Origin of the sequence: Marinomonas posidonica (assembly GCF_043643765.1) — a bacterium.
Taxonomy (GTDB): domain Bacteria; phylum Pseudomonadota; class Gammaproteobacteria; order Pseudomonadales; family Marinomonadaceae; genus Marinomonas; species Marinomonas posidonica_A.
The window spans coordinates 87,199-102,096 of sequence record NZ_JBHZSP010000001.1; the positions used below are offsets into that span (position 1 = coordinate 87,199).

Annotated in this window: 11 protein-coding genes; 7 read left to right on the top strand and 4 right to left on the bottom strand. The window is 44.1% G+C overall.

Annotation, left to right across the window (positions count from 1 at the left end; all coding sequences use genetic code 11):
- The first annotated feature begins 219 nt into the window (after nt 1-219).
- Nucleotides 220-990 carry a TIM barrel protein gene (locus tag ACHUFM_RS00520; RefSeq protein ID WP_394178521.1) on the top strand — a complete coding sequence of 257 codons (771 nt, stop codon included), beginning with the start codon at nt 220-222 and terminating at the stop codon, nt 988-990.
- Between the two features lie 158 nt (nt 991-1,148).
- On the opposite strand, the gene ACHUFM_RS00525 is transcribed toward ACHUFM_RS00520, so the two are convergent.
- Both ACHUFM_RS00525 and ACHUFM_RS00530 read right to left on the bottom strand, forming a co-directional pair.
- Nucleotides 1,149-2,063 (bottom strand): LysR family transcriptional regulator, encoded by a 915-nt coding sequence (locus tag ACHUFM_RS00525; RefSeq protein ID WP_394178523.1) that lies wholly within the window; start codon nt 2,061-2,063, stop codon nt 1,149-1,151.
- 19 nt (nt 2,064-2,082) lie between these two features.
- On the bottom strand, nt 2,083-3,849 hold the full coding sequence (locus ACHUFM_RS00530; protein WP_394178525.1) for a SulP family inorganic anion transporter: 1,767 nt from the start codon (nt 3,847-3,849) through the stop codon (nt 2,083-2,085).
- Between the two features lie 247 nt (nt 3,850-4,096).
- On the opposite strand from ACHUFM_RS00530, the gene ACHUFM_RS00535 reads away from it, so the two are divergent.
- From ACHUFM_RS00535 to ACHUFM_RS00550, 4 genes are all read left to right on the top strand, one after another.
- A complete protein-coding gene (locus ACHUFM_RS00535; RefSeq protein WP_394178527.1) occupies nt 4,097-5,098 on the top strand; it encodes a TAXI family TRAP transporter solute-binding subunit in 1,002 nt (333 codons plus the stop codon).
- Nucleotides 5,099-5,170: 72 nt separating this feature from the next.
- Nucleotides 5,171-7,108, top strand: a complete 1,938-nt coding sequence (locus ACHUFM_RS00540) for a TRAP transporter permease (protein WP_394178529.1) — start codon at nt 5,171-5,173, stop codon at nt 7,106-7,108.
- Between the two features lie 2 nt (nt 7,109-7,110).
- Nucleotides 7,111-8,424: a sulfatase family protein gene (locus ACHUFM_RS00545; RefSeq protein WP_394178531.1), complete on the top strand. Its 1,314-nt coding sequence runs from the start codon at nt 7,111-7,113 to the stop codon at nt 8,422-8,424.
- 108 nt (nt 8,425-8,532) lie between these two features.
- Complete coding sequence (locus tag ACHUFM_RS00550) at nt 8,533-10,041, top strand: NAD(P)H-hydrate dehydratase (RefSeq protein ID WP_394178533.1); 1,509 nt, start codon at nt 8,533-8,535, stop codon at nt 10,039-10,041.
- 177 nt (nt 10,042-10,218) lie between these two features.
- On the opposite strand, the gene ACHUFM_RS00555 is transcribed toward ACHUFM_RS00550, so the two are convergent.
- Together ACHUFM_RS00555 and ACHUFM_RS00560 are read right to left on the bottom strand one after the other, a co-directional pair.
- Nucleotides 10,219-11,739 carry an MFS transporter gene (locus tag ACHUFM_RS00555; protein WP_394178535.1) on the bottom strand — a complete coding sequence of 507 codons (1,521 nt, stop codon included), beginning with the start codon at nt 11,737-11,739 and terminating at the stop codon, nt 10,219-10,221.
- A 36-nt stretch (nt 11,740-11,775) separates the two neighbouring features.
- Nucleotides 11,776-12,990 carry an aspartate transaminase gene (locus tag ACHUFM_RS00560; RefSeq protein WP_394178537.1) on the bottom strand — a complete coding sequence of 405 codons (1,215 nt, stop codon included), beginning with the start codon at nt 12,988-12,990 and terminating at the stop codon, nt 11,776-11,778.
- Nucleotides 12,991-13,362: 372 nt separating this feature from the next.
- On the opposite strand from ACHUFM_RS00560, the gene nac reads away from it, so the two are divergent.
- A complete protein-coding gene (gene nac / locus ACHUFM_RS00565) occupies nt 13,363-14,295 on the top strand; it encodes a nitrogen assimilation transcriptional regulator NAC (protein WP_394178538.1) in 933 nt (310 codons plus the stop codon).
- A gap of 114 nt (nt 14,296-14,409) precedes the next feature.
- Nucleotides 14,410-14,886 carry an acetyl-CoA carboxylase biotin carboxyl carrier protein gene (accB, locus tag ACHUFM_RS00570; protein WP_394178540.1) on the top strand — a complete coding sequence of 159 codons (477 nt, stop codon included), beginning with the start codon at nt 14,410-14,412 and terminating at the stop codon, nt 14,884-14,886.
- Nucleotides 14,887-14,898: the final 12 nt, after the last annotated feature.

Sequence of the window (14,898 nt, forward strand, 5' to 3'; positions counted from 1 at the left end):
AACAATCAGCCTACACCCAATATCGTTTGTTACTAGTATGACAATAAAAAGATGAAAACGAGTCGTAATAGCGTCAACTTGATGATCATGTTGTTTTGCTCGTCTTGTTTCGGTAAACCGTTACCTAAAACACATGTCTGGTTTTCAAGCATCTTTTTATATAAGTGATTGTCATAAGCCTTTTTGTACGATGTTAAACGCTTAGAAGAGGGAATATCGATGGATAAATTTACTCTGTCCTGTTGTGCAGAAACCATGTTCACTGACTTATCTATTGTTGAAAGGGTGAAGAAGATTTCTGAACTGGGTTTTTTGCCAGAGTTATGGGATTGGACCAATCATGATATTGACGCGTTGGCGTCGACGGGCGTCGAGTTTTCGTCCATGACGGGCTACATCGAAGGGGATTTTTTAGAGAACAGTGATCGTTTGATTGCTAGCATTCATGAATCCGTTGCGGCTGCGAAGAAATTAGGCGTGCCGCGTCTTAATTTACACGGTACTGGCCTTGATAATAAAGGTTTGCCGGTTAATCCACGTCTTGTTGTGTCGGGGCGCGACTGGATTAAGGCGTATAAAGTGTTATCAGGAATCGCTGAAATCGGTGCACAAAATGATGTGATGTTTGTACTGGAAAACCTTAACTTAAAAGTAGACCACCCAGGCACGCCATTTGCCACTGCGGAAGACGTCTTTAGTCTGGTGTCTGAAGTAAATCATCCAAACCTGAAAATGATGCTGGATTTGTATCATCAGCAAATTGACGAAGGGAATATTTTGGACTCTTTGACTCGCTATTTGCCGCATATAGGCGAAATTCAAATTGCTGATGTACCAGGACGTCAAGAGCCAGGAACAGGTGAGATGAATTATCCTGCCATCGCGCAGCATTTGCGTAAGATAGGCTATAAAGGGGTTGTGGGCTTTGAAGGCTTTCCATCTGATGACCCTAGATTGGCGTTGGAGCGCTTCGAAAAAGCCTTTAATTGAGATCTAAGTTAGATCTATTCTATGTTTATCAAAAACAAAAAGCTCGCCAATGAGCTTTTTTAAACTAGATTTTCACACTAATGGGGCTAGGGAAGCGCAAGTTGTTTAGGCCGATTTTGTTGGTAATTTTCCATTTTAAAATAGGCTGTTTTTTTATTTTATTCGCTACTTAGTTCTTCAAATACTTCTTTGACGATTTTTTGAAAAGACTGAAAGGCGAACTGTTCTTGTAACGGCCTGACACACCATAGATACAAGTCACGGGAGACAGGCTGAATGTGTTTGAGTTTTAATTCTCGAATTGAAAACTCGTCTTTAATCACAGTAACCGGAAAGTGTGGTAGTGCTGCGAGATAGCGACCAGATGCTAACATTTTCATTAGCATATAAGCATCATTACGATATATTGCTTTGGTTCTTGCACCATGAATACCATAGGATGAAAGCATTTCGGTGGTTTGTTGTTCAAAATAAGAAGCGATGCCTAAACTTAACCAGTTCAAGGACATGAAATCTTCTATCTGAATGTCATTTCTATTGGCTAATGGGTGTTGCTGGCCACAGAAAATACCTATTTTGTCTTCTTTTAGTAATTCACTATAAAGACTGGTAGTGTTTCTTTCTGATGATTGCGGGGCAATGATGATATCAAATTGATCATCAAGTAATCCTTCTAAGGCGATAGAAGGGTTTAAGCAGGTTATGGTCAAAGATACGTCTGGGTGCTCTTCAATCATACGATCAATAATGTTAGGTAATACCCCCATGGCTAAAAGGGAACCTGACGCAATGCGTAAATTTTGTTTAATGCCAAGTTTGAATTGCGATACTTGTTCTTGTGCCGCACTTAGGCGACGGGTAATGGCTCGACCTTCTCTAGCAAGAGATTCTCCCACAGGGGTACTGGTGACACCAAATCGACTGCGAGTGAACAGCTGAGTACCGGCCTGCATTTCTAGAGTTGCCATAGCTCGAGTCAGAGTAGGCTGAGCCAGGTTAAGGTGTTCTGCAGCGGCCGTAATGGAGCCTTTATCAAGTATGGTGGCTAAATATATGAGGTGTTTGGACTCCATGGAGACATTCTCTTATTCGTCAATGGTTTATTGAATTGTGTTTATTATTGGGAAATTGGCGGCACTCATTGAATATTCTTGATTCGCAAACGGCGCATTTTTGTTTGTCTATCTTGTCCAGCATCTCTCTGATGGCTTCGTTTGAATTATCGAATATATGATGCTTTAACAGATTTTGAAATGTTGGCATTGTTTTAATTTCATCGGATACCGTACCTTTTAGAGAGCACATAAGTAAATCTCCGCCGAGTTTCTTGATGCGTTCTATTTCTGATTCCAACAAAAGTACCCCTGAGGCATCCATAAAATTAATTCCTTTAGCGACCAGTATGAGGTTACTAGGGCCTTGCTGTGTGTGCTTAGCGATTTCTTTTTGAACATAATCGACAGAGCCAAAATACAATGAACCATCGATGCGGATCATTTGGAATTGTGGGCATGTGTTTAAGTTGTATCGATCAATGTTACGAATCATTCGATGTTTTGCGGTTTGCAGGGGAGCGACTTTAATGAGACGTGGACGAGAGGTTCTACGTAGATAAAAACCGAGGGATAAAATGATGCCTAAGTAGATGGCGTATTCTAATGGGATAAATAGGGTCGATAAAAATGTGCCGATTAAAATACATGCTTCAGCATAGTTCAGTTTTATCGTGTCGATAATGTGTTTGCTGTCGATCAAATTCCAAGCGATAAGTAAGACACTGCCAGCCATCGCTGGTAAAGGTAAATACGCCGTACTGGATGGAATAAAGCAAATCACCAGCGCAACAATAACAGCGGCAAACACGGCGGCTAAAGGACTGGCTGCTCCAGCATCGTAGTTGGCTCCTGAACGAGTGAAGGAACCCGAACTGGTATAGCAAGAAAAGAATCCTCCAACCATATTTGATATGCCTTGACCAATAAACTCTTGATTGCCATCAATGACTTGCTTAGAGCGAACGGAAATCGCACGAGCAATTGAGACAGCTTCAATTAGGCCAAGAAGTGCCACAGCAAAAGCGCCTGAAAACAGAGATTGCATAGTGGCTAAAGACAGATCAGGTATTGACACAGGGGGTAAACTGCCAGACATGCTTTTTACCATGGCAACATTATGTTGCTGTGCGTTTAACAAAAGACACAGTAGGCTCCCTGTTAACATTCCAATCAGTAAATAGGGGAGTTTTCGGTTAATGGCTTTCACCAGTATTGAGGAGATAAAGGTTGTTGCACCGATGGCGAGAGCATAGAGATTGGTGTTGCTCAGAGTATGAAATAAAGCATTAATTTCGTCGACAAAATTTAAATCAGACGGCAGTGACACTCCTAATAAATGCTTGATTTGGCTGGTGGCGATGAGGATGGCAGCCCCTGTCGTAAAACCAATAATGACGGTATGTGAAATGAAATTAACCAAAGCCCCTAATCTTAAGGTGCCGAGGGTGAATTGAATTATGCCAACTAAAAAACTCAAAGTGACGACTATGGTTAATTGCTCGCTGAGACCACTGTATGTCACTTGGTTAACAACAGAGGCGACAACGATGGAAAGAGCAGCGGTTGGGCCAGATATCATATGGAAGGAACTGCCAAATAATGAGGCAACAGCGGCAGACACTATGGCAGTATACAAGCCAAACTCCGGAGGTAATCCAGCAATATAGGCATATGCCACACCTTGTGGAAGGACTAAGACAGCGCCAGTAATGCCTGCCATAAGGTCTTTTGGGAGGTCTGCAATAGTGAGTTGTCGGCCCCAATAAATAAAAGGAAATAAAGCGAGAAGTAGGGATTTTAACATGCGTTTTCCAATTGATTGGCGAAATGGAGGAAACAAGACCGCCCCAAGCTGACTGAAGATAGTAAACAATCAGTTTGTATTCGTAAAATGACAAAAGAATGCTCTTAATCGACAAAAATGAATATTTAAAATTTTAATGTATTCATTTTTGATTGATTAGTGCTTTAAATAAGTATTTTACGGATATCAATTTGCAGGTTAGATTGAACTCACCTTTTTAAAAATAATAAGCAAGGTGGAGTTCATAATGCAGAATATGAAGAGATTTTTACGTCAAGGTATTGGTACTTTGGGGGTTGTTTGTGCAACATCATTGCTGTCGAGTCAGGTACTGGCGGCAAAAATAGGTATGGAGTCAGCGTCATCTAATAGTCTTTTAGGAATGATTCCTCAAGCCATGGCACCTTATTGGTCTAAAAGTGGTGTAGATGTTCAATTATCATTGAATCAAACTCTGACTAAGTCACTTCTTAAAGTCGCAAAGGGCAGTTTAGATTCTGCAGTTGTACCGCCGCCTGCTTTTTCAGCCTTGCAAAAAGGTGTAGGACCTTATGCAAAAATGTCAGATAAAGCCAAAGATTTGTCTCATAATGTGCGAGCATTATTTACTATTCCGGGCAGTTATTATCATGCCATTACCCGTGCAGACTCTGGTATAACGTCTTGGCCAGAGGCCAAGGGAAAACGCGTTTTTATCGGACCACCAGCAGGGGCTGCTAACCAACAAATCATTGCATTGGCGAACGCCGGGGGATTGTCAGAAGGTGAATATGATCCTATAAAAGCCCCATGGGGTGCTGCTACGCAAAGCTATCAAGATGGTCAATTTGACGTCTATGTGGGGACATTTGGTCTCGGTTCTCAAGCGGTTGCAGAGCTGAGTTTGTCTAATGATATTCGTATACTTGGCATCCCAGGTGAAAAAATGGTGCCACCGAAAGGATTAGGGATGCAAACCGCTGTGATTCCACCAAAAACTTATCCGGGTCAAGTAAATGAAAGCCCTGTTATTACATGGCAAACGGTCATGATGATGACGGTTAAAAAAGACATCTCTGATGACACTGCCTACACTTTGACGAAAGATTATATCGAAAATCGTCTCGCTCTAGCTGAGTCGAATTCAAATTTTAGAGACCTGCCTGTAACGGATTATTTTGCTGGTGTTAATGCCCCCTTGCACCCAGGGGCGGTGCGTTATTACCAAGAGATCGGTGTTGATATCCCGGCTGAACTAATGCCTAAGTAATCTTCTTACGTTCCTATTTGTTTGTCATATTAATTAAATGGAGGCGCTCGTCTCCATTTAAGGGAGTTTTTTATGTCCTCCTCTCGCTTGTCTCTTAGCGTTGTTTCGTCAGTCATAGCGATATTGAGCTTTATCATTTGTATGTATGGGCTTGCGAATGTCATGCCCGCTATTGGAGATTTTCGTTTAGGACCATTTCCTTTGGTGTCTTTTCGAGCTTCTTTTTTTGCTTTGTGTGTTGTGACCGTTGCGTTTGCTATGTACAAAAGTTATTTGGATGGTAAGGCGAATGTTTTCGTTGCCCTGATCAGTACCGTTTTGATGTTTGGCATGTTGTGGTGTTGTTGGTCGTTCTATCAAATTAGCAGTGAATTGGACGATGGCATGTTTTTGTTCAGTTCGAATGAAATGTGGATTGCGGTTCTGGCATCTGTTGGTGCTTTGTTCTTTTGTTGGCGTATTTGGGGCATTCCTGTTGCGCTGCTGGGCGTAGTGGGGATTTTGTACATGGCAACTGGTCAATATTGGCCTGGGCCTTTGCAGACGGTGAGTCATGATGTAAATGAAACCTTGGCTCAAAACCTTTTATACAGTTTGGATACGGGGATTTTAGGTAGCACCTTTGGGATTGTGATCACGACTGTGTTTCCATTTATTATTCTCGGTGCTTTGCTTGAAGGTGTTGGGGCCGGTGATTCTATGATTCGAATCGCTTTTCATTGGATGCGAAAAACGGCAGGCGGTCCTGCTCACGCGGCGGTGTTGTCTTCAGCTTTATTCGGGACGGTATCCGGTAGTGCCGTAGGGAATGTTGTGGGAACGGGCGTCGTTACTATTCCTATGATTAAGCGCCGTGGTTTTTCACCCAATTTTGCCGGTGCCGTTGAAGCATCCGCGTCAACGGGTGGACAGATTATGCCACCAATTATGGGGGCTGCTGCATTGGTGATGGCCGATTTTGTGGGTGTGAACTACATGACGGTAATTATTGCTGTATTAGTCCCTTCCATCGCTTATTACGCCAGCTTGTTTGCCATGATCGTGTTTGAATCACGTCGCTTAGACATCAAAGCAGACGATGAATATGATGGTGTTGAGAAGCCAAATAATCAAGACTACCTTAACTTATTGCTGATCTTTATTCCCCTTGCCATTATTGTCGCATTATTGCTGTATGGGCTGTCGCCATCAGGCGCTTCTATCACAGCATTGGCTTGTTTATTACCATTGAGTTTGATTAATCCAGATATCAGAAAAAAGCCAGTCAAGCTGTTAAAAAGCCTATGTGTTGGTGGTAGAACATTTGCTGGTTTATTGATGGCGATTGCGGCCGTCAGTATTGTTATTTCGGCTTTATCCGCTACAGGCGTACCCGTTAAATTCAGTGTGTTATTAGCCAGTGTGGTGTCTAACTCTTTACTGGTTTCATTATTGATAGCGGCTTTTTGTTGCATCGTTTTAGGTATGGGGATGCCAACGTTACCCGCTTATGTGACGGTGGCGACGATTGCAATCCCAGCTATGGAACAACTTGGTTTAGCTCCTTTAACGGCTCATATGTTTGTATTTTTTATAGCCGTCGGATCGGCCATCACGCCGCCCGTTGCTATTGCCGCTTTTGCTGCTGCGAGTATTTCGAAAGGTGGGCCGATCGGTACTTCTGTTCAGGCGTCTAAAGTCGGCATCATGATTTTTATTATTCCATTCACTTTTGCCTTTAACCCAATGCTATTAACCGTGGAGGATTCGGGTGTTCCTTTTGACTTGGTTTCTTGGGTCTGGCTACTAATTAAACTGACAGTTGGCATTTTATTAACAGCGACCGCCTTGACGGGTTTTCATATGCGTAAATTGCAGTTTTATGAAATCGTCGCTCGCCTGGTGGCTGCCATCATGTTGTTCGCCCCAGGTATTTTATGGGATCAAATAGGTATTTCATTAGCCATCTTCTTGTGGGTTTGGCATTTACGTCATGATTTAAAAGTATTACAGAGATTTAAGGGAGCATAATAATGACGAATATAATATACATAGTCGCAGATGATCTTGGCTACGCCGATTTAGGGTGTTATGGCGGTCGTGAAGCCCAGTTTGGACAAGTTTCGCCAAACATTGATAAATTAGCGGAAGAGGGCATGATTTTTTTGGAAGGTTATGCGAATTCTCCAGTGTGCTCTCCAACCCGTTTTGCGCTAATGACCATGGCCTATCAGTATCGTTTGCGTGGGGCTTTAGAAGAGCCAATAAATAGCCGAAGTAAGGGGAGTGACACATTAGGTTTGCCGCCACATATTCCTACTTTACCGTCACAATTAAAAAAAGCAGGCTATTACACCGGTTTGATGGGGAAATGGCATCTTGGTTATCCACCTCATTTTGGACCGAGAGCATCGGGTTACGATGAGTTCTTTGGCATCATGGCTGGTGGGGTCGATTATTTTTCTCATAAAAGTGGACAAGGTGATCACGATTTATGGATAAATGAAGAAGAACACAAAGAAATTGGTTATTTAACCGATTTGATTTCAGAACATTCTTTAGACTTTATTAATCGTCGAGCAGAAGAAAAATCTGAACAGCCTTTTTTCTTGAGTATTCATTACACGGCGCCTCATTGGCCTTGGGAAACTCGAGATGATGAGCACTTGTCTGAAAAAATGACGACCTTATTCCACCTTGAAGGCGGTAATATCCATACTTACCGAAAAATGATTCATCACATGGATGAAGGTATTGGCCGTATTATGGATGCTCTAGATAAACATGGCATGACGGATGATACACTCATAGTGTTTACCAGTGATAACGGTGGCGAGCGCTTCTCTGATAACTGGCCCTTAGTCGGTGGCAAAATGGACTTAACCGAAGGCGGAATTCGAGTGCCTTGGGTGGTTCGTTGGCCAGGCGTTGTCAAAAAAGGCAGTGTTAGTATGCAACACTGTATGACAATGGACTGGTCTCGAACTTTGCTTGAAGCTGGGAATGGTGTGTTTAGTCCTGATTATCCTGTGGACGGGGTGTCGCTCATGCCAGTACTTAAAGGCGAAACGGAACGTTTTGAACGCCCTTTATATTGGCGTATGAAACATCGAGCCCAAAGAGCATTACGCTTAGACGATTGGAAATACTTAAAAGTCGATGAGCATGAGTATTTATTCAATATAACCAATGATGCCCGTGAGCGAGCCAATCTTGCGAAACGATATCCAGATAAACTCGCCAACATGAGACAGCAATGGTTAGATTGGAATGAGACCATGCCGCAAATACCGGAAGATGCGACAGTGAGTTTAGGCTATAGCGTAGCGGATATGCCGCAACGTTAAGCAAGGTGTTATCCAGTTGTGCCTTTAGCCAATCTATCGTCATTGAAGATTGGCTTTTTTTATTGTTAGGCGGCATAAGATGTCGCCTATTCTGAGGATTTTAATGATATGGCAGGTAATCAATATGTTTTGCTGGCACCGCAACAAATGACTCAAGCAGATCAGGCTGCCGTCGTCGCAGGGGTGCCGGCTTTGACATTAATGACCGCCGCGGGCAACGCAGTGGTTGAGGCCATTATTGGCCGGTGGTCAAAACGTCCTACTTTGGTGATGGCTGGCCCTGGCAATAATGGTGGCGATGGCTTTGTAATTGCTCAGGCGTTGTTACAGCATGGCTGGTCTGTGACATTGGCTTTTATGGGGCGAATTGACCGTATGTCGGAGGAAGCCCAAGCTCATGCTAAGGCATGGCAGGGGGAATGGCAGACCTTATCACCAAAACAGCTAGAAAATGCTGAGTTAGTGGTTGATGCTTTGTTCGGAGCAGGCTTGTCGCGGCCAATAGACGGTGTTGCCTATGCGATGTTGGAGGCCATTGTTCAGTCAGGTTTGCCTATTTGTGCGGTGGATGTTCCCAGTGGGCTTGATGGGGCAACGGGCGTGGCGCTTGGTCAGGTTGCACCTGCAGAGTTAACGGTGACCTTCTTTCGTAAAAAACCGGGGCATCTATTATTTCCAGGCCGTAGTTTGTGTGGCGAACTTATTGTTGCTGATATTGGTATTCCTGTGACGGTACTGGACGAGCTGAATATAAAAACGTGGGAAAACCATCTTGATCTATGGCTAAAAGACTACCCTTGGCCTCAGCAAAATGGTCATAAATTTCATCGTGGTCATGTGCTGATTTATGGTGGTCAATGGATGACGGGGGCCAGTCGTTTAAGCGCGCGAGCGGCACAGCGGATAGGAGCGGGGCTGGTATCATTAGCGGTACCAGAGATGAGCTGGTCAGTCTATGCCTCATCTATGTTATCAGTGATGGTAAAACCTTTGGAGACACATCAACCTGAGCAGGCGTTTCAGCAGGTGCTGAACGACCCTCGTTTTAATGTGGTGGTGATTGGTCCTGGCGCAGGGTTAGAAGGAAACGACAAGAACCGTGTTAAACACGCCGTGCTAGAGACATTAAAATGTGGTCGAGCTTGTGTCTTGGATGCGGATGCATTGACTGCCTTTTCTGAACGGCCAGAAACATTGTTTAGCGCCATTCATGGTTCTTGTGTCCTGACACCTCATGAAGGAGAGTTTGCGCGCTTGTTTCCTCATCTTTCTGAACAATCAGGAAAGGATAAATTAAGTAGAGTCAAACAAGCAGCGCATGAGAGTGGTGCCATCGTCTTATTAAAAGGCGCGGACACCATCATCGCCTCACCGGATGGGCAAGCCATTGTTAACACGAATGCGCCAGCTGAACTGGCCACAGGCGGTGCAGGGGATGTGCTTGCCGGATTTATTGCGGGCTTGATTGCACAAGGTATGACGCCGTTTTATGCGACCGCAGCAGCGGTTTGGTTACATGGAGAAGTGGCAAATGAATTTGGTGTGGGGTTAATTGCAGAGGATCTTACGGATGCTTTACCAAATGTTTTGCAACGATTAAAAAAATACGGAGAGTAAAGCTGGTTTTATTTCTCTACTACACAGTAAATGTATGCGTATCTAGTCTCGTTTATTTTGTGTGAAAGTAAATGGGCGTATTCAGCATGGATGCTGCCGCAGCAAGGTTGTCAAAGGCTTGCCGGATTCTCTACCGAGATAATGTTTAAGTGTTTGTTAAATTTGAATTAATTATCTTTATCTTTTGAAGAGAACCATAGGTGGAACTTTCCAAAGGATGAAGAGGGCGATCAGGCAGATACCAGCAGAAGCAAACAGTCCTACACTCAAGGTGTCTAATAAAACCTGTTGTGCCAGATTGATTGGTAATTCATTTGACGCTGAGTGGCTTGTTTGTATCAGAATATTGGGGTTGCTTAACTCAGTGATATGTTGCTGTTGATCTGCGTTTATTAAGGTTTTTTCTAAGTTCTGCTTATAGAGAAAATTGATAAATGATCCGGTGACTGCTGTGCCCAACATGCCGCCCACCAAACGAAGAGATTGCAGCAGGGCTGTCGCAATGCCTAAGTGGTTTTTTGTGACGGAATTCTGGGTAAACAGCGTCAAATTAATGAGAATGAACCCCAACCCGCATCCAGACAGCAGCATAAAAAACAACAGTAGGTAAAAGTGGGTATGTAGCGTACTACAAGCTAGGCAAAAACACGCGATGGCCAGCAGTAGGAAACCGCACCTCGGCAACCAGTTTGGGTTGTCTAAGTGTCGAATTACCTTGCTGTTGATAATCGCGCCCAAGGTAATGCTGAGTACCATGGGAGTAATTAGAATGCCAGCTTGTTGCGAAGAAAACCCTAGCGCCCCTTGGAACATAAGTGGTGTGTAATAGAGCAGAGAAAACATCACAGAGCCCGCTAGAGTAGAAAGCAAAAAGAACGTTCTGACGGTACCGGCAACAAACAGAGCTGGTGGTAGCAGAGGGTGCTGGATTTTTCGCTCTCGGTAAATCAAGAAGACAATGGCACCCATTAGTATAGAAGCCAAGCAAATTACCCATGAACTCAAGCCGTCTTTTGGAACTTGCTCAATAAAGAGTTGAAAAGCAGACAGTGCTAAGGCGATAAGCAGTGCGCCGATCCAATCCAGTGAGACATCATTCGATTTAGTATGTCGAACCCAAGGAATGTATTGCCAAGCACAAAAAACCGCTAAACAGCCAAGTGGCAAATTTAAGTAAAAAATGGAGCGCCAACCAAATGCGTCGGTCAAAAAACCGCCTAGAGGTGCCCCCAATGCATTTACAATACTAAAGGCCGTGCTCAGAAAAATTTGCCATTTTAAGCGTTCCCGGTTGTCAGGGAATAAGTCAGGAATGCTGGCAAAAGCCGTCCCAATTAACATTCCGCCACCCAGTCCTTGCAGTGCTCTACCAATGATTAATACATAGATGTTCGAGGCGAGAGCGCAGCCTAAAGAGGCAAGCGTGAAAACAGCACAAGCCACGATAATGAATGGCTTACGGCCATAATAATCCCCTAACCGACCAAAAATGGGAATGGTGACGATCGACATGAGAAGGTAGCCAGTAGCAATCCAAGCATAGAGATCAAAGCCACCCAAATCAGCGACAATGCTGGGTAACGCATTGCCGATGACCGTCTGGTCTAGTGCGGACAGCATCAGACCAGCGGAGATGCCGATCATGGCAAGGATGGCTTGTTTGGTGGTTAACCCTTGTGGGTTTTGGACAGAGTCCATATTGATTAATGTCTCTTATGGTCGATTGAGAAAAAATTAGCCCTGTTTTAATTTTGCCAGTGCGGTCGTGATACGTTCACAGGCGGCATTTAATTGTGTTTGTGACGTCGCAATCGACATGCGGAAGTAAGGTGATAAACCATACGCGCTGCCAGCAACCACGGCGACATTGGCGCTTTCCAATAGATAAAGTACAAGGTCGTTGTCTGTTTCAAGGACAGTGCCGTCTTCTGTTTGCATGCCTATCAACTTCTCACAGCCAACATAAAGATAAAACGCGCCGTCTGGTGGTGAGCAATGAAGGCCATCAATGTTGTTGATGAGCGCGAGGGTTTCGTTACGACGATGTTGATAGACTACTTGGCTTGTTTTGACGAAAGATTGATCTCCGTTATAGGCTTCAATCGCTGCTGCTTGGCTAACCGAGCAAGCATTGCCAGCGGATTGAGACTGTAATTTTTGGAAAGCATCAATAAGGTAAAACGGACCCACGGCAAAACCAATTCGCCAACCAGTCATGGCATAGGTTTTAGATACGCCATTAATCAGTACAGTTTGGTCTTTCAATTGAGGAGCGGCATTCAGCAAATGGACATTTTCTTGATTGTCGTAACGGATGTGCTCGTAAATGTCATCGGTCATGATCAACACATCTGGGTAATCGGCTAACACCTCGGCTAGAGCAACGTAATCGTCATGGTGGTAACTTGCGCCTGTTGGATTACTTGGCGAGTTGATGATTAACCAACGGGTTTTATCGGTAAGAACAGAGCGCAATCGCTCAGCAGTTAATTTGAAGCCCTCTGCTTCAGAGCATTGTGCAATCACTGGTGTGCCTTCACAGGCAATCACCATGTCAGGATAGGACACCCAGTAAGGTGCTGGGATAATTACTTCGTCACCGGCTTCAATGGTGGCTAAAAACGCGGTAAAAATGGCCGCTTTGGCGCCATTAGTGACAACAATTTCGTTCTCGTTATAGTGCAGATTGTTCTCGCGTTCTAGTTTCGATTTAATGGCTTGGCGCATCGCTTGGCTGCCGCTGTTGGCGGTGTAGCGTGTTTCGCCTCGTTGAATGGCTTCCCAAGCGGCTTTACCAACATTAGATGGCGTATCGAAGTCGGGTTCCCCAACCACGAGACTGATAATGTCTCGACCCTGTTGACGAAGTTCATTGGCTCGATCTGCCGCGCTGCTGCTAGGGGATGGTTTTATGTTAGCTACGCGAGAGGCAATTCTTTGTGTTTGCATGAAGGGTCACCATTATAAATTGGTACTGAATTAAATGGGCACTAATTAACTAGTGTCGAAGTAGAGCTAGCCTAGCGATGATCAGAAAGGAAGACCAAAACGACTTTGTTCTGGTTATATAAGCAAGCCTTATGCGTTGTGTGAATGATGATTGTAAAATCGATTTGCTGGTGTGTTTTGTCCCTTTTTAGTGCGTTTTTTCTTATTGTTGTAAGTTGCTATCACTTTTTCTTATGTTGGTTGATGCGTAAAAGGCTGCATGAATCCTGTGGTTTTGTGGCGTTGTGTGAGCTTTTAGATTTAATTTGGGTGCTTTGGTACGAATTGTGCGTATTGGTGGTGATGTGTCATAACAAACGATAGGTCAAACCAATGAATCTGACTCGATTAAAATACTTTGTAAAAATTGTCGATATCGGCAGTCTGACTCAAGCCGCTGAAGTGCTCTTTATTGCTCAACCAGCGTTAAGCCAGCAATTGGCCACGTTAGAAGGTGAATTAAAACAGCAACTGTTGATTCGCACGAAACGAGGCGTGACACCCACGGAAGCGGGCAAAATCTTGTATGCCCATGCACAGGTGATTTTGCGTCAATGCGAGCAAGCTATGGGCGATGTGTTGGCCTCTAGCAAAGCTTTGACCGGTAATGTGTCTGTTGGTCTTGCACCGGGTACCGCTGCCTCGACTTTGTCTTGGCCCTTGTTAAAACGTGTAAGAGAAAAGCATCCCGGCATTATTTTGTATCTCAATGAAAACTTCGGCACCACCTTGAGTGAGCTGATCATGAGCGGTCGTATGGATATGGGGGTGTTATACGGTGATAAGGTGATTCATGGATTGAGTTTTGTGCCTTTAGTTAAGGAACCCTTGTATCTGGTGAGTTCTCCTAACCGAGATTTACCTCGCTCCGATGTGCCTTTGAAAGAGGTAGCACAATGGAATTTATTAATGCCAAGAAAGTACAACGTGGTGCGTAAATTGGTGGATCAGGCGTGCCTGAGTATTGGTGTGACCCCCAATATTATTGCCGAGATTGAATCCACCACTACATTGACGGCGGCGATCGAAAATGATCTAGGGGTAACGATTCTACCTGAGTCGGCCGCGATTGCTTTGTCGGATCAAACAGAGGCGAAATTGTGTCGAATTACATCACCAATAGTCGAAGCGCCACTGGCGTTGTGTCTTTCTGATCATTTGCCTCTTTCTATTCCTGCACAAGCGGTAAAAGATATTTTATTGGAATTGGTTGGCGAGTTGTTAGCGGGGGACGTGTTAACCGATAAAACGTCGCTTGTTTCGTAACCATAAGAGTCTCTTATCTCACCAATCAAAAACCCTCTTAGTCATTGTTTACTTAGGTGTTTAGAGTAGTTGCTAACGCATTTAGACAATGTTTTAGCGACTGGAAGCACGCCTATGGATTCTCAAAAAATTACGTCATTAGTAGAGCTTATGAGCTCATCGGAATTGTCAGAACTGACTTACCAAGAGGGTGAGGTCAGTTTGACATTGCAGCGCAGCAAACAAAATACCGCAGGGGTGACCTCTTCAAACTCCCTCTCTTGGTCATCGGACATGGTTAGTGAATCGACTGACGTATCCGACTCTGACCATCCTTTACCTCAAGCTGAAATCGTTCTACCCATTCATGACAATAGCGATGTATCGGTGCAATCACCGCTTTATGGTGTGGTGTATTTGTCACCATCAGAAGATGAAAAAGCTTATGTGTCGATTGGTGATTCTGTTACCGAAGGCCAAACCTTGTGTTTGTTAGAAGCGATGAAGATGTTTCACCCTATTGAAGCGGAAGCGTCCGGTACCGTGCGAGAGATTCGCGTGGCATCAGGTGATGAAGTGGAATCCGGTCAAGTGCTATTTGTGATTGGTTAGATCGATATTTTT